The 15,297-nt window shown below is 70.1% G+C and carries 13 protein-coding genes and 3 pseudogenes; 7 read left to right on the forward strand and 9 right to left on the reverse strand.

The window, feature by feature from the left end; translation table 11 throughout:
- Positions 1–48 precede the first annotated feature (48 nt).
- On the forward strand, positions 49–288 hold the full coding sequence (locus tag ACIQ6Y_RS37630) for a hypothetical protein (RefSeq protein ID WP_404046883.1): 240 nt from the start codon (positions 49–51) through the stop codon (positions 286–288).
- A 2-nt stretch (positions 289–290) separates the two neighbouring features.
- Here the strand turns inward: ACIQ6Y_RS37630 and ACIQ6Y_RS37635 are convergent, their stop codons facing one another.
- Both ACIQ6Y_RS37635 and ACIQ6Y_RS37640 read right to left on the reverse strand, forming a co-directional pair.
- On the reverse strand, positions 291–617 hold the full coding sequence (locus ACIQ6Y_RS37635; protein WP_404046886.1) for a hypothetical protein: 327 nt from the start codon (positions 615–617) through the stop codon (positions 291–293).
- Between the two features lie 676 nt (positions 618–1,293).
- Positions 1,294–1,986, reverse strand: a complete 693-nt coding sequence (locus tag ACIQ6Y_RS37640) for a calcium-binding protein (RefSeq protein WP_404046888.1) — start codon at positions 1,984–1,986, stop codon at positions 1,294–1,296.
- Between the two features lie 530 nt (positions 1,987–2,516).
- Between ACIQ6Y_RS37640 and ACIQ6Y_RS37645 the strand changes: the two genes are divergently transcribed.
- The 5 genes from ACIQ6Y_RS37645 to ACIQ6Y_RS37665 all read left to right on the forward strand — a co-directional run bounded on the left by ACIQ6Y_RS37645 (position 2,517) and on the right by ACIQ6Y_RS37665 (position 5,986).
- On the forward strand, positions 2,517–3,038 hold the full coding sequence (locus ACIQ6Y_RS37645; RefSeq protein WP_404046891.1) for a hypothetical protein: 522 nt from the start codon (positions 2,517–2,519) through the stop codon (positions 3,036–3,038).
- Positions 3,020–3,346 carry a hypothetical protein gene (locus tag ACIQ6Y_RS37650; RefSeq protein WP_404046893.1) on the forward strand — a complete coding sequence of 109 codons (327 nt, stop codon included), beginning with the start codon at positions 3,020–3,022 and terminating at the stop codon, positions 3,344–3,346. Before ACIQ6Y_RS37645 ends, ACIQ6Y_RS37650 begins: the two co-directional genes overlap by 19 nt.
- A 57-nt stretch (positions 3,347–3,403) precedes the next feature.
- Entirely contained in the window at positions 3,404–4,471 is a 1,068-nt protein-coding gene (locus ACIQ6Y_RS37655) for a hypothetical protein (protein ID WP_404046895.1), read from the forward strand.
- Positions 4,472–4,580: 109 nt separating this feature from the next.
- A complete protein-coding gene (locus ACIQ6Y_RS37660) occupies positions 4,581–5,009 on the forward strand; it encodes a DUF6233 domain-containing protein (RefSeq protein ID WP_404046897.1) in 429 nt (142 codons plus the stop codon).
- A complete protein-coding gene (locus ACIQ6Y_RS37665) occupies positions 5,006–5,986 on the forward strand; it encodes a pentapeptide repeat-containing protein (protein ID WP_404046899.1) in 981 nt (326 codons plus the stop codon). Before ACIQ6Y_RS37660 ends, ACIQ6Y_RS37665 begins: the two co-directional genes overlap by 4 nt.
- A gap of 115 nt (positions 5,987–6,101) precedes the next feature.
- Here ACIQ6Y_RS37665 and ACIQ6Y_RS37670 read toward each other — a convergent pair.
- Together ACIQ6Y_RS37670 and ACIQ6Y_RS37675 are read right to left on the reverse strand one after the other, a co-directional pair.
- Positions 6,102–6,704: pseudogene (locus ACIQ6Y_RS37670) on the reverse strand (transposase family protein); the annotation flags it as partial.
- Positions 6,705–7,288: 584 nt separating this feature from the next.
- Entirely contained in the window at positions 7,289–7,732 is a 444-nt protein-coding gene (locus tag ACIQ6Y_RS37675; RefSeq protein ID WP_404046901.1) for a hypothetical protein, read from the reverse strand.
- On the opposite strand from ACIQ6Y_RS37675, the pseudogene ACIQ6Y_RS37680 reads away from it, so the two are divergent.
- A pseudogene (locus ACIQ6Y_RS37680) lies at positions 7,718–7,873 on the forward strand (IS701 family transposase); the annotation flags it as partial. The gene ACIQ6Y_RS37675 and the pseudogene ACIQ6Y_RS37680 sit on opposite strands and share 15 nt — an antisense overlap.
- Positions 7,874–9,145: 1,272 nt before the next feature.
- Here the strand turns inward: ACIQ6Y_RS37680 and ACIQ6Y_RS37685 are convergent.
- The 5 genes and pseudogenes from ACIQ6Y_RS37685 to ACIQ6Y_RS37705 all read right to left on the reverse strand — a co-directional run.
- Positions 9,146–9,859, reverse strand: a pseudogene (locus tag ACIQ6Y_RS37685) (DUF2637 domain-containing protein); the annotation flags it as partial.
- A gap of 259 nt (positions 9,860–10,118) precedes the next feature.
- Complete coding sequence (locus tag ACIQ6Y_RS37690; protein ID WP_404046904.1) at positions 10,119–11,597, reverse strand: transposase; 1,479 nt, start codon at positions 11,595–11,597, stop codon at positions 10,119–10,121.
- Between the two features lie 331 nt (positions 11,598–11,928).
- Positions 11,929–12,765: a TnsA-like heteromeric transposase endonuclease subunit gene (locus ACIQ6Y_RS37695; protein WP_404046907.1), complete on the reverse strand. Its 837-nt coding sequence runs from the start codon at positions 12,763–12,765 to the stop codon at positions 11,929–11,931.
- 116 nt (positions 12,766–12,881) lie between these two features.
- On the reverse strand, positions 12,882–14,075 hold the full coding sequence (locus ACIQ6Y_RS37700) for a DNA-binding protein (RefSeq protein WP_404046908.1): 1,194 nt from the start codon (positions 14,073–14,075) through the stop codon (positions 12,882–12,884).
- 652 nt (positions 14,076–14,727) lie between these two features.
- Positions 14,728–15,036 (reverse strand): transposase, encoded by a 309-nt coding sequence (locus ACIQ6Y_RS37705; protein ID WP_404046911.1) that lies wholly within the window; start codon positions 15,034–15,036, stop codon positions 14,728–14,730.
- Positions 15,037–15,297 lie beyond the last annotated feature (261 nt).

Here is a 15,297-nt window from a genome sequence, read left to right on the forward strand (position 1 = left end):
GCCACCGCGCAGTACGCACTGGCCACAGTCCGCCCGGCCCGTACCTACGTGCGGATCGTCGCCTTGGACCTGGTCGCGGGCGCGGAGATGCACCGCAAGCGGGGCAGCATCGAGCAGGCATGTGCCACCTGGCGCCGGGCCATCGACCACATGGACGGTGTCCGCTCCGTCCGCGCCCGCAGGGCGGTCTCCCGCATGCGCAGCGACCTTGCAAGCTTCAGGGCCCGTGGCCTGCGATGCGTGGCCGAACTCGACGAACGGGGACGCGACTTCCTCGCCGGCGGCTGACCTCAGCGGCCCCGGGTGAAGCGGCGGACGATCGGCTCCAGGTAGTCAGCGTGCGGCCCGGCCAGCCCCTCTAGTTCGCCGGGCGAGTGCACCAGGGCGATGTCGTCGAGTTCAGGTTCGCTGCCCCGGACGCGCTCGGCTGCCACGGCAGCGGTGAAAGCTGCGCGCAGCCGGGCCTCGAGAAGGGCGGGGGCCAGGTAGGTCAGGCCGACACTGCCGTTCTCACCGCGGGTGACGACCCACAGCTTCAGGTCCTCGGCGGCCGCACCGATCCCCAACTCCTCAGCGAGCTCCCGCGCGGCCTGACCGGCCACGGCCGGCTCATCCACACCGCCCCGACCTGGGGAGGCTCCACAGATCCCCCGGGCAGCTGCCAGCGGCCCGGGGCTGCCGTAGAAGGCGACATCCTCGCCGCCAGCACCCGGCCGTCGTCGGCCGGCTGGACGACGTTCACGAACAGCGACGGCAGCGCGGTAGCGCCGGGAACCCGACGCAAGGCGTAGTGCCGGTAGGTCACACGCACCCAGGACAACAGCAGGCTGCGCGGACCCGTCCACTCCAGGCCCCCACACGCCACCACAGGCCCGTCGAAGAGGGCCGGGTTGGCCCGGACCGCCATGTCCCACACCTGGTCGCGGGCCTCAGCGTCCTGGGGCGAGAGCGTCGGCTCCGCAGCTTCGGCAAGCAGAAGCCGTTCAACGTCGAAGAGGTCAATGCCCACGGGCGGCAGTGTCTCGGTCACCGGCCCATCGTAGAAAGCTCTGACTTCTGGGCCGTCGGTGGACAAGGAGTCACCATGAACTGTTCTCCTGACTCGGCGGGCTGTTCGCTGAGCCCCCGGCTGCAGGACGACATGGAGAACTGGGCGGCGCAGCAGGTCACAACGGTACGAGCTTCAGGGAAGCAGCCAGACGCAGTGCACTTCAAGCCCACCGGATGCACGACGGCAGCGACAATGACACTGCACAGGTTGTGACGGCGGTCAGCTTGGACGGATGTCACCTGTTACCGCACGTCGACGTAGTCGCCGGGGGCGTTCGCGGCTCCGGTGGTTGTGTTGCCGGGGAAGCTGTATCGCCAGTAGCCGTCGCGGGTGGCGGTGACGGTGGTCTTGAGGTAGCCGGTTGAGCTGGTGGTGACCGTTTTGACGGTGGTGTAGTGGCCGGTGGGGGTGCGGAACTGCAGGCGTACGGGCTGGCCCGCGTAGTGGTAGTACTTGGCGTCGTTCCAGCTGACGCGGCTGAGGGTGCCGGTGATGGTGATCGGCTTGCCCTTGGTGACAGGCTCAGGCGCTGCGTTGGCCGTCACCTTCGAGGCGCGCAGCACGCTGAGGGATGCTGCGGCCTTGCGGTGGTGGTCGCCGTCGAGTGCGGTGGCGTCGGCGTAGAGCCGCCAGGTGCCGGCGTCGCCGTTGTGGAGCCAGTTCTCGCCCATGAAGAACTCGAAGGAACACCGCGTCGTTGATGCGCTGACCGCTGTGCAGGGGGGCTTCGTTGCCGCTGCCAGGGCGCCTGTGGGTGCGGTGCTGGGGCCTCGGTACAGGAAAGCGTCGATGTAGTCGATACCTGCGGGGTCACTGGCGGTGACAGTTGCGCTGAAGGACGCTTCCGCGGGGGTTCCGATGACGAGCGGGCGGCCGCCGTTGACGGAGGCGGCCAGGATCTGCGTGTCGCCCTGGCGGGTTTCCGCTGTGGCCATCGATGTGCTCAGACACAGGATTGTGAGTGAGGCGACGACAGTTGCGGCGGCACGCTTGCCCATGTGTGAAACCCCCAGGTGAAAACGCCGGTCCCTGAGCTGAGTGATCAGGGAGGACCGAAGCAGCGGGGCGATGCTAGCCGCCTGGCTCTCGTACTTCCGTGGGGCCAGGGCCTGGGCCGCAGCCTTCCGCAGGTAGGTTCGGTGGGTTCGCTCGTTTGCACCATCGCGTGCTTCCTGGGTGCTGGCCGATGGGCCCGGCTGGTAGGAGCCTGTTCCGTGTGTTCGCTGTGCGGAATATCGGCAAAGGTTGTACGGAAGTTGTGCGAGGTTCTTCACACTTGGCTGCCCGTCATGGTTCGTTGGGGCAAGCCCCTACTTGGGTGGGTATCTGCTTCTTGATCGCTTCCTTACCCGATCTTTAACCTGCGGCGACTTGTGCGTTTCTGCAGGTAGTTGGGGTTTGGACTATGACAGTGGGGGAGTACCGGCGCCGATGGCGGCGGCCGGTCTCAGGTGCGATCGGAGCCGTGCTGTCCGCGGCTGTGGTCGCCGGTTTGCTGGGCGGGAGCCCAGCCGCGGCGGGTGCCGCTGAGGGGGACGGCGGTGCTGAGACGAACATCGGTGCCTCCTCCACGCAGCCGGGAAATGATGAGGCCGAGGGCCGCTCGTTCTGGGAGGACGACGGGCTTCCGGCGGAGTCGGCGGAGCTGAAGGCGTCCCGTAAGGCTGCTGAGACGGGGCAGCGGGTTGCGGTTCAGGGTCTGACGACGGAGACGAACCAGGTCCTCGCGAACCCGGACGGCACGTTCACCGCGGAGTCCTCCGCGGTGGTGGAGCGCGTCCGCAAGGACGGCGTGTGGACGCCGGTGTACACCACCCTCGTGCGGGAGGCCGACGGCACCCTGGCCCCCAGGGCAGCCCACGAGATGACCCTGTCCGGCGGCGGCAGCGAGGAACCGCTTGTGCGGTTCGAGCGGGACGGGCCCCGCCCCTGTTGCCCGACGTCGCCGTCCCGTGGGCGACGATCGGTATGGCGGCCGGCGCCGTGACGCTCGGAGGGCTGATCACGCTGGCTGCGGTGACCTGGCGAGCCGATCCCCGGGAACGCCAGGCTCTGCGGCGCCGCCGTGCAGCCCTTCTCAAGCGTCACGATCGAGTCCTCGAGGACCTCGGTGCCCGCCTCGGCCTGGACCTGCACCACCGCCTCCTGGACGAGCCGGAGCTGCTCGAGGCGCTGAAAGAGTCCCAGGACGCGCGGACCGGCGAGGACGATCACTGCTACGGGGCTGCCGTCCACGTGCTCCAAGCGCAGTGGAAAGCCGCCACCGCTGACCGCACGCCCGCCCCCACCACGTAGGCCACCTGCCCCTCGGACCGCCGACGCCGGCGCGCTGCCCACCGACCAGGAGAGAACATGATCCGCGCCGGACGCCGGAAGTACACCCAGACCAGCGACGAGCTCGCTGCGGCGATGGGCATCAGCATCGGCACCTTCCGCAACAAGCAGCCCTATACCGCCGAGGACTTTCCGCCCCTGATCAGTTCGGAAGACGCGCGAGTGAAGCTGTGGGACAGCGAACAGACAGCAGCCCACCTGGCTGGCCGCCCCGTCCCCGCCCTTCCGGATGAGGACGACGACCAGGACCTCCTCGATCGCAACGAGGCCGCAGCCGAGCTCGGGATCACCCCCAAGACCTGGGACTCCTACAAGACCCATCCCCAGATCGCCCCTCACCTGATCAAGGTCAAGGGAGTGGAGCACTGCCCGCGCGGCATCGTGCAGGCCTTCCGCGCGGCAAAGAGCGCCAGCGCGGATACCGGCCCCAAGGGGGGCCGCCCCAAGGGCAGCGGTGACATGGTTCCGCGCGACGAGATCTCCGCCCGGGTCGGCGCCCTCCTCGACGAAGACCCGGCGGTGACCCTCGCGACCGTCCAGGAGCGCCTCGGCCTGTCCTACGCCGCCGCGGCGCGCGCCCTGCCGCGGCTGCGGGGCGAGAGGATCGCCGACCTGCTGCAGGCCGAGTCGGAGCTGACCCCCGAGGCCGCCGCCACCCGTCTCGGCTACCCGACTGCAGTGCAGCGCACTGCCCTCGCCAGCGCTGCTACCGAGCTGCGCGCCCGCCAGGTCCAGCGCTACCTGGAGCGCGTCGCCGACGTCCTGGTCGGCGCCGGCCTGGCCGAGCAGCAGGACGCTGTGGTGCAGCGCGTGGAGGGTGACGTGCTCGCCGCGGCCGTGTTGCTGAGTGGCTCCTATGCGCCCGCCCTGGTGTGGGACGAGCGCTACGGGTGGCGCACCGCCGTCAGCCGGCGTCACCCCATCGGCAAGGAGACCGGCACCCCGCCGGAGGGCGACGGCATCCGCTACCTGAGCGAGGAGCAGCAGCCCGATCCCGCCGAGCTGCTCGCAGCGCTCACGGACGGCCGGCGCGGCACCCGTCAGCCCAGGACGATTCACCCGGCAGGCACCGCTTTGCACGGCTGAACGGGCACGAGGTCGCTGCCCCTGCTGCGCGAACGCCGCGTTCGGCTGGTCCAGGTGTGCCACGCCGACAAGAGCTACGCCGAAGGCGTCTTCGTCCTGATCGAGGGAGGTGAGCGGCGAGAGGCGGAGCAGCAGCGCGGCAGGCAGGCCCGGCCGCCCGAGCCGGACTGGCTCCTCGGCCCCGGAACTAACCGGGGGCGAGCCGCTGTACGTTCATGTCGGCGACTGCTGGGCCGGGGCCTCTGTCGACGGGGATCGGCCGCGAGCAGGCCCGGCGAGCGCTCTCGACGGGGTCAAGCCGTGCCCCCAGTGCGAGCCGGACAACGCTGGGGTTTCTCGACTAGATCGGGCCTTGGTGGTGCTCTCCCTGGAGCAGTACCAGTTGCTGGCACTTGGCCTACGGGATGCCATGGGCACGTGGCTGGGACACCGAGCATCGATAGGCTTCGCCGTACCGCTCGCCGCCGTTTTGGCCGCCGGCAACAGCACGGTGGTTCGAGCGCACGCCGAACCAGGGAAGCCGACCGGACGCAATTGATCACCTTGATCGCGGCCAGCCTGCCGGGGCTCGCCGCTCTGGGAGCGCTGCTGTTCACCTGGATGCAGGTCGGACAGGCCACCAAGGAGCTCGGGATCGCCGAACAAGGACAGATCACGAGCCGATTCAATACCGCGATCGGCAATCTGGGATCGGAGTCCCTGGACATCCGATTGGGCGGCATCTACGCCCTGCAGCGCATCATGCAGGACTCCGCCCGCGACCAACCCGCGGTTGTCTCCGTGCTCGCGGCCTTCGCGCAACGGCACGCCGGGTCCAGTAGCAAGAGCCTGAAAGAGCCGCTCGATCGGGTCCCCGACGCGCATACACCCAGCGCCGATGTCACGGCAGCGATCGCCACGCTGGCCAGACGCCGCCCCGAACGCGACAGAGGGGCAGTTGTCAGCCTGAGCAGAACCGATCTCCGTGGCCTCAGGCTCCCCGGCGAGGCTCCCATCAAACTCCCTGGGGCGGACCTAGACGCAGCAGATCTTCGCCATGCCGATCTGAGCGGCGCGTTCGACCTCCGAGCACGCCGCGCCGTCGACCTCCACAAGGCGTCCATGGCCTACGCGAACCTGGATTACGCCATCCTTGAAGGGGCCAACCTCAGTGGTGCGCAACTCTTTGGGGCGCGTCTCTCCCTCGTGGCACTCACGGATGCGAACCTTCGCGGAGCAGATATGACATGTGGCCGCTTGCCACTTGATCCAGCGGACGAGGAAGGGTTCTCGGAGTGTGTGGATCTGAATTTCGCCTTCCTGGAGGGCGCAGATCTAAGGAACGCCAAATTGAGCCACGCAAACCTTAGCGACGCGCACCTGAAAGGTGCCGATCTTCGTGGCGCGGACCTCGCTCACGCGCAGATGGCCAACGCGGACCTGACCAACGCGGACTTCCGCGGCGCCAAGCTGACCGGCGCGAAATTGCAGGGTGCAAAGCGGACCGGCGCTCGAGGGCTCCCACTGGAGCGCTAGTGAACTTGAAAATGTGAGCTTCTTCAGTGTTGCCGCTCAGGGTGAGGACGGCTTTGGTGATTGACGTCATGCGGTTGGGGCTGCATCGGGATCTGCGGAAGATCCGCCAGGACTTCAGGCGTGTGCGACGCCGCGTGCGGCCGGTGCCCGTGCCGCGGCCAGGGCCCGGTTGAGGGTCTTCTCGGTGGGGGTGAGTTCCTGCAGGGGGCCTGCGTTTGATGCCCGTGGTCACCCAGGGGCCGCCGCCCTGGTAGGTGAGATCGGCCAGGATGGGGACGCCCTGGCGCTCGCAGATGCGGATGATCCGGTGGGTGCGGACAGCGGTCAGGTCGTGAGCCCGGCCCGACAGTGCGGGTGGGAGCCACAGCAGCCGGCCGCCCGGATCGGTGACCACCTGCACGTTCACCCCTTGCCGGCGGTGCTTGGCCGAGTAGTCGGCCCGTCCGTCGGCGACCCGGTCGCACTCGGCGAGCGTGCCGTCCAGCAGGACGAAGTCGGGGTCGGTCTCACGCAAGACCTTCAGCAGACCCGGCGCTCGTTCGGTCAGCAGGTGGACGACCGCGCTGGTGTAGGCGTGGGCGGTGGACTCGCTGATCTTGAACCCGGCAGCGATCTTCGCCAGGGTGGTGTGGTCGCGCAGGTACACCAGTGCCACCATCGCGCGCTGGGACGGGCGGAGCTTGCAGCGGCGGTCGCCCTCACGGGTGACAACGAGCATGGTGACCCACTCCACGAGCGCATGCGGTAGGTCGAGTACGGCATGATAGATGACCAACGAGGCCCCCGAGCATCGTGGTTGAGACGTCAGACATCTCGATCAACAGCCCGGGGGCCTCGCTCGTTGCGTTTGGCGGGCGTCACCTGATCGGGGCCCGGCTCGAAGAAGCTCGGTGCGTCACGGCCCGACGGAATTCGTGAGCGTGGTCACCACCCTGGAAGAGCTGGCGCCCCCGAGCGCGCTCAGCGTGGTGCGGCAGGTGGCGCAGAGCGCTGAAGCGCGAAGTGAGGTACGGGAACTGGCCGCCTCGGCCCTGCGGAGGGTGGCCGAACCGCTCCCGCCGTCGAACCGGACTCCGGGCGACGAAGAACGGGCGCATGGGGAGGCCCGAGCCCAGCCGCTTCCACACCTGCGCAGAAGTGGGACAAGAATGTGGTGGCCGACCTGGTACGCAAGAACTGGCGCGAGCCGGGTGCTTACTGATCTGTAGTACTCCAGCCGTAGATCGTGATCTTGCTGGTGGGATGCCAGGTTGCGGTCGGGCTGATTCCCGTCAATTGGTCCGGCCGGACGCGCTTGCGGTGTCAGGTGGACTGGTCGGGGGAGGGATGGTCTGCGTTGTCTGTGTAGAAGCGGCCCTGCTCGCACAGGGCGTCGATCTCAGCGTTCTGCTCCTCGCTCAGTTCCTGATCCAGCGCGACGCTGATGACGTGTCGTGCGCGGGCCAGTCGTTGCGCTACATCCCAGTCGGCGATGAATTTACCGACGGTGTGCTCGTCGGCGGTTCCGGATGCCTGGCGGGATCCGAGTCGGTCGAGGGAAACCACGAACTCGTTCAAATCCTGCAGGACGGCGACGACCTCGTTGAGGGGTATGCGGATCTCTCGGGAGGACATGTCCATCAGCGGATTCAATTCCAGAGTCGGTGCTTCGGCCCAGATCGTGACGTTGCTGGCCGGGGCTGGTTGGGGAACGGGCGCGGCCGCCGGTGTGTGAAGACAACAGAACAGACGGTGGCCGCAGGTCACAGCGTAGATCCTGCCCGCTGGCAGGACATGTTCGGGGTCCTGATGGGCCGGATCGCGGGGCGGTTCGCCCGGGTGGAACCGCGGCGCCGGCCGAGGTTGTTGGTGCTCGGGTTGTTGTCGGACCTGCCACGCAGGAATTGCCTGAGTAGCTTTCCTGTGGAATTGGTGGCCTGTGGGCCCCTGCCCAGGCACATAGCCACGGAGATGGCGTGCCGACAGTTTGTGGCTGTGGCTGTGGCTGGTGGGTGGTGGGTGGTGGGTGGTGGGTGGTTGTCAGGGGTGTGGTTGTGGGTGGTGGTTGAGGGTGTGCCATCGTCGTTCGAAGTCTGGGTGGTGTTGGGTGATGTGTTGGGGGGTGAGGGGTCGGTTGTATTGGGCGGTGATGCCTTGGATGGCGCAGGACGCTGTGATGGCTTGGGGGGAGGGTTGGTTGGTGTGTGTGCGGTGTTGGGTCCAGATGGTGTAGATGCGCCAGCGTAGGAAGTGGCGGCGTAGGTTGGCGGGGCTGATGGGTTTGCCGCCGCGGCCGGTCAGTCCTTTGGCGGTGAGGTAGGCGGAGAGTTGTTCGCCGGTGGGTTCTGTTCCGTGCTGGTGCTGGTATTCGGTCCAGGCGAGGTAGTAGCGGTCGGGAGTGGTCAGGTCCGCTGTCGCGGCCGGTGTCTGCGGCTGGCCGGCGGGCGCGCTCGTCTGTGGAGTGTGAGGCATGGCGGCGGCCTTGGCCGCGGCCGGTGAGGGGGATCCCTGCGGCGCCGGGAGGGGTGGCGGTCCCTCATCTTCTCGCGGTTGGGATCGTTCGGTGCCTGCGGCGGCGCCGTGTGCTTGCTGGGGCTTGAAGAGGGCGGCGGCGGGGTTGGTGGTGCGGGCGAGGGGTTGGCCGTCTGCGTGGGTGAGGCCGTGCTGTCCTTGCACGGATATCGCGAGGTCTTCTTCGCCGGGCTCGGTATCCGTCTCCTGCGCGTAGGCGTGCCCGTCATCTGCGAAGCAGGCGAACCTCTCGTCGCCCGGCGCCGGCTCTGCTCTCTCGCCCGGGGAGTCACTGTGGGGGGTGTGGCGCTGGCTGAGGGCCGACGGGGGCTGTATCTGTTCGTCGGTGAGCGGTGCGCCAGGAGCGTTGGTGATTCCGGCGGTGTCGCGGAGCCGGACTGTCTGGTGCGGGGCGCCCGGTTGGTTGTGGTGGTTGCGGGGCTGCTGCGCGTATGCCGCACTCGCGTCAGGGAGGGTGGCGCTGGTCTCGGTGCTGGGTTTGGGGTCGTGCTGCGGATCAGCTGCTGGTGACGGGTTTGGCTGAGGAGGTCGGGCGGTCTGGTCGGGCTGCGCAGGTTCGTTGTGTGGCGTGCTCTGAGCGCCTTGAGCGTCGTCGTGGAGGCCGGGCGGGGCCGGCTGGCCGGTGATGTGCCAGGGTGCCTGTGTGGTGGGCGCTGGTCGGGTGCCTCCCGGGGCCGTGCCTGCGGGGGCCGTGCCTGCGGGGGCTGGTTGTGTGAGGGGGATGCCGTGGCGGGCCAGGCGCAGCGGTAGCAGCGACTCCACCGGAGCCTTGTGCCGCCAGGTGCGTCCGTAGCGGGCGCGGAGGCGAGCCTGGTAGACGCGTCGTTCCTGTTCGAGCTTGATGACCTGGTCGTAGGAGCGCAGTTCCCACAGCTTCATCCGGCGCCATAGTAGAAACGTTGGCACCGGGCTGAGCAGCCAGCGGGTGAGCCGTACGCCCTCCATGTGCTTGTCGGCGGTGATGTCGGCGATGCGGCCGATGGCGTGCCGGGCCGCCTCCACGGCGACCACGAACAGCACCGGGATCACCGCGTGCATGCCGGTGGCGAGCGGGTCCGGCCAGGCGGCCGCACCGTTGAACGCGATCGTCGCCGCCGTCAGCAGCCACGCCGTCTGGCGCAGCAGCGGGAACGGGATCCGGATCCAGGTCAGCAGCAGGTCCAGGGCGAGCAGGACGCAGATGCCGGCGTCGATGCCGATCGGGAAGAGGTAGGAGAAGTTCCCGAAGCCTTTGTTCCAGGCGAGTTCGCGGACGGCGGTGTAGGAACCCGCGAATCCGATACCGGCGATGATCACCACGCCGGAGGCGACCACGGCGATCAGGACGCGGTGTGCCCGTGTCAGCTGGACGGGTGCGCTCATCTCTCCTGCCTTGGTTCTGGGTGCTGTTGTGCCGCGTCACTGATGGCTGCTGTCCTGCCTGCGGGCGGCTTGCCCGGCCGGGGCCCGCGGTACGGGCTGCCGGCGCCCGCGGTACGGGGTACAGGGTGCGGGGCTCGGGGTGCGGGGCCCGCGGTACGCGGTGTCGGGCTCGGGGTGCGGGGCTCGGGGCCTGCGGTACGGGGTGCGGGGTGCGGGGTGCGGGGTGTCGGGCTCGGGGTGCGGGGTGGGGGTGTGTCGGTTATGGCCTGGTGTGTGTGTCTGGCTGTTCTGGCCGGGGGTTGAGGAGTTGCATGAGCTGGTCGAGGGCGTCGGCGAGGTCGGCTTCGTGGGTGTCGCGGTCGCCGCTCACGCGGGTGGTGGTGGTTTTGATGTGCTGCCAGGTGGCGTTGTTGAAGGGGGCGTGGATGTGGTCGCGGTGGATCCAGGGGATTTCGGTGAGGTGGCCGTCGGGCAGGCGGATATAGATCTGGCGGGCGTCGTGGGGGTTGGTGTGGATCTCCCATTTGCCGCCGCGGGAGGCAAGGGGCGAGGGCTGGCCGCGGTAGGGGGTCAGGCAGTCGTGGTCGTAGGTGCGGTGGTCGAGGCGGATGCCGCGCTGGGTGATGGCTTGCCAGCGCACCGGGAGCAGTTCGAGGTAGTCGTTGCCGGTCAGGGGGAGGGGGACGTGGCCTGTGACGGCGATGAGGGCGGCCCACATCTGGTTGGGGGTGAGGGCTTTTTTCGGCAGGGTGGGGTGGCGCAGCCCTTCGTGGGGGCGGTGGCGGTAGTGGATGAGCCATTCGTCGAGGAGGTCCTGCAACTGGGCGACGCTGTAGCGGGCCTCGGTTTCGGCGTCGGGTCCACGGCGGGTGACGTCGGATCCGGTGTAGCCGGGCAGGTGCTGGCACAGCAGCTGGTTGATCGTGTGGAAGGTGCGCTCGACGATGCCTTTGGCCGCGGGGGCATGCGGCGGGGTGGGCTGGACGCTGATGCCGAGGGTTTCGCAGGCGGCGGTGAACGCCGCGGACAGATAGATCTTGCCCCGGTCGACGACGATCGTCTCGGGCACCACGACCGGCCGGGCCGCCGCGCCGTGAAGGCGTTCGTCCAGGCTGAGCAGCCGCTTCAGCTGGGGGAGCGGGCTGTGGGCCAGACGCAGGGCGACGGGCCAGGTGGGGCGGGCAGGGTGCGGGACGGCCATCTCGGCGAGCAGCAGGGCGGCGTCGACGGCCTGGGTGGCGGCCGGGCGCAGGACGGCGGCGAGGATGGCGCGGGTGGCGACGTCGACGGCGATGGTCAGCTCGGGCCGGCCGGTGGTGGCGTCGTCGAAGACAGCCATCACGTCCAGCCGGGTGGTGTCGACCTGCACCTGCTCTCCGGGCCGCAGCGCCACAGTCGGGGTGAACGCCCGCCGGCCGGCCGGGGAGTTGCCCGTGCGGGTGGGGCGGTGGGGGTGCTCGGCGGGGTCGGCGAGCTGGTGAACGAGGCGGTAGAAGGTGGCCTGGGAGGGCAGCGGCACCGTGCCGTTGCCATGCCGGTCGGCAAGGATCTGCGCGACCAGGGGCATCAGGCCTTTGACGGTGCCCTTGGAGCGGCCGCGCTGGCGGCGCCGGGCTTCCTCGATCGCGGCGATGACGCGTGCGTCGGCGCGCCCGGCGGGGCTGGGCCGGCGGGTGGTGCGGTGGTCGACCAGCCCCCACAGGGCCTGTTTGCGGTAGGCCAGCCGCATCCGCTGCACGGTGGTGCGCGTCCTCGGGCGCGGTCTCGAACAGACCCCACTGCGTCACCTCCTGCGGCGTCTGGGCGCCGACGATGCAGAAGGACGCATCGGCGAACAGGTGCCCCGCCAGCACGCTCTCGTCTGCATTCTCACCCGCCAGGTGGATGAGCTGCCCGGCCACAGCGACGACCTGCCAAGCGGAGTCCCGGAAGCGGACGTGCGCGCCGACCTCGAGCACCGGCCTGCCGGGGCGCGGCCCGCTCACCGCCCGCCCCCACGGCGGCGGCCGTTTGCGCGCCCCGCGCCCCCGGCGCCCTCCGCCGCGGTGCGCTCACCCGCCGCGGTGCGCTCACCCGCCGACACGCTGCTCGAGGCGAGGCTGCCGCTGTGGATGCTGGGCCCTGCTGGTGGCGGGGCTGACGAGGGCCCGCTCCTGCAGCGGCACGTCCAAGGGGGTGGTCAACTGCCCTTGCCACAGGGCGTGAAAGACGGCGGGCAGGACCTCGATCGGGTCGCCGACCGTTTCGGCGCCCTCGATCAGCGGCCGCGGCCGCGTGAACGCTTCGAGGACAGCGGGCATGAGGCCCAGGCGGCCGGCGTTGCGAGGGTGGCGGTAGCCGGCCAGCCATTTCAGGTTGGCGGCCAGGGTGTCTTCCAACGGCGTAAAGCGCCGGTAGGTCCAGCCGGCCTGCGCGCACGCCGCCTGGAGAACGGTGGCGGCCTTCAAGGCCCGCTGTCCGCCGGCCCCCGGGCGGCTGGGGCAGTCGGCCAGCAGGGCGGTGCCGTCGCGGTAGCGGGCGAAGAGCTGCGGCGTCCACGAGCGCACCTGGCCGCGCCTGGTGCGCCACAGCACACGCACCGGCCGTCCGGCCAGGCCGACCACGTCGGGGTCGCGGTCCAGCACCATCAGCTGCGCCCGCATGGCGGCCGACCCGCATGCCACATGCCGGCCGGTGGTGGCCGACCACCACAGACCCGGCCCCCACCGCCGCCCGGGCACCACCGGGAAGGCCGAGGTCGGCTCCAACTCCTCGAAGGCCACCGTGAGAACCGCGTCCGCCCACCGCTGCTGCACCACCTGCCCGAGCGGGTCGAGGAAGACCGCCTCCCACCCGAACCCGGTATCGGTATCTGTCTGCCCGTGCGGTGTACGGCGACCCGCGGCCGCTGCGTCCTTGCTGCCCACCCGCCCCAGTCAAGCCCGTCCTGCCCGGGGCGCGGGCGGCTTCACCCATATTGATCGCACAGCGCCGGGTATCGAGCTCATGCGATTGCGCGGCGCGCACCCCGCCACCCTCCCGGTCACATCCACCACTGCGCCACCGACTGCTCGTCGTCATCGTCCACGAGCACATCCGCCAGGACCTCGGCGGGCAGGCGGGCCCAGTGCGCCACCTCCTCCAGTGCCATCCCGACGCTGAGGGCTGCTGCGGCGCCTTCTCGCACGGCCTTGTCGATCAGCGTGGCGGCATGGCCGAGCGTGCTCAGCAACTGCTGCGCGACTTCGGCGGTCTTGCCGTACTGAGCACCGCGCAGCTGAATCAGCTGCTCCTCGGCGCCCTCGATCGCCCGGGTGATCAGCATGCGCTGCTCGGCAGACACCGCCGCCCGCCACGTCCGGCCCGAGCCCGGCGCCTTCTTCTCCCTGCCCGCTACGCGCAGCCGTCCGGCAATGGTGGCGGGCTGATGTTCCTGGCGCAGCCACCACACGTCGTCGTCGTGACCGGCTGTCCGGCCCTTGCTGCGGCGCAGGCGGATGACAGCGCCCATCCAGGAGGTCAGCGGGCTGCCGTAGTCAGTGGCGGCCAGCGGCCCCAGCCATTCTCGTCCGAGGCGTTCGCCGAGTCGGCGGCAGAACATCCCGTCGACGGACAGCGGCCGCGGCCGCAGGCCCCCGCTGTCCACCCAGACCAGCTCGGCCATGGCCGGATCCAGCAGCGCACCGGCGACAGCCACGATCTCGGGGAAGACAGCCGCGTCCCGGCCCACGATCTGCCACCACCCCAAATCCGCAACGGTGTTGCCGCCGGCGAGGTGGTCCAGGCGCCGCGGCCAGATCGTCTCCTGCTCCCAGCCCGGGGCCTGCTCCCACCAGCGGGCCACGACCGCGTGCGCCAGCGCGAACACCCGCTCCGGCGCGGCCCCGGCCCGCACCGCCCGGCGTACCACCCTGGCCCATTGGCGCTGCGCCGTGATGACCTCGGGCACGCCGCGCAGATCAAGATGCTCCAAAGGCTGGTCGGCGTCCGCGTCCAGCAGCCACCGCCCGTGCCGGACACACACCCGCTCCCAGCGCAGGGCGTAGCGCACCACCTGTGCGGCCGTCCCGGTGCGCCGGACGGTGCACAGGCGGCAGCCGAACGCCACCGGCCCGGCGAGTGCGCCGCCGATCCGCCACGCAGCCGCTGGCGCGGCGTCCTGTCCGGTCGGCAGTTTGGCATCCTCCTGCCCCCAGGACGGCAGCGCCCGTGCCAGCCGTCCTGTTCGACGCCGCACAGCTGGGACAGGAGTCGCCGCCCCGCCGCGTTCAGCAGCATTTCGGCGTCCACTCGAGCGTCCCCGTTCTCGTGCCGGGGCGGGTAGTTGCGCCACTGCCAGCACGACCGCAGAGCCTTTTCCTCCAGGCCATAGCGGTGTGCGAGGCGGCTGACCAGCGAGGACGCCGTCTCTCCCGGGAAAGGTGCGGTGCACAAGACTCCCGCGGGATGAGGTGTGCCATTGGAGGGCAGGCTGATCATTTCAGCCTCGGTCTTGTGTGACGCTGCGGAGCGGCCCCGCTCACCGGCCCTCTGCTGGGTTCGGGACCGGGGGCTGAGTTGGGCCTGTTCAGGCGGCGCTGTGTCCGGCGGAGGCATGGTTTTGGCACATCAGGCACGGGGTGGACCAGTTCTCCGGCGCTGTCGTGCGCCGTTCCTTTCGTGCTGCGGTGGGACCGGTGCCGCCCGACGGGCGGCGCGGTGGCATCGCCCCGCCGGCATGTGGCCCGCGTCCGTGCTTGGGACTCTCGTCGCCGCCAACCCCAAGCGCCTACCGCCTTTCCGGTCGAGGATCGCGGCGGGTGTCGGATGAAGCGGCCACCACCGGCGACCGGCACCCGCCCGAGCCCTGCGGTCGCCGGCGCCGTGCACGTGCTCGGCCAGGTACGCGATCATCCGCCCGCAGTCCCCTCGATGTGACGGGCCAGGCGTTGCTGCCAGGCGGTGTCTGCGCGGCGCAGGCTGGTGTCGCTGATGCGGGCCAGGGTGCCGTCGGTCAGCCAGCGCCGGTAGCGGCGGAGGCAGGCCTGGAAGGGGCCCAGGGCCCTCGGGAGCTGTGGCCAGGGCTGGCCGGTGCAGGCGATGTGGACGATCGCCTCGAGGACCTGGCGTTCGTTGCGGCGGCGGCCGCCGGTGTGGGGGAGTGCCGGCAGCAGGGGGACAGCGCCTGCCAGGCGCTGTCGGAGAGCCGGGGCTGCCATACCGGTACGTGGCCGGCCAGCGCGAGCAGTTCGTCGACGAGTTCACGCTGTGGCGGCTGCAGGAGTGGTCGGCGGGCGGCCTGCTGGTTCAGCCAGGCTCCGCCATGGTCGGCGTTGGGGGCACCGGGCCACCACTGAAGGCCGCTGGCCAGTCCGGTCAGGTGGTGGCGGCATGCCCACCACATGTGCTGCCAGGCGACCGGCCAGGGCGGGTCCCACCAGGCGTCCAGGCCGGTCAGCTGCTGTCCCAGCCGGGTGGGC

Origin of the sequence: Streptomyces sp. NPDC096205, assembly GCF_044763135.1 — a bacterium.
Lineage (GTDB): Bacteria > Actinomycetota > Actinomycetes > Streptomycetales > Streptomycetaceae > Streptomyces.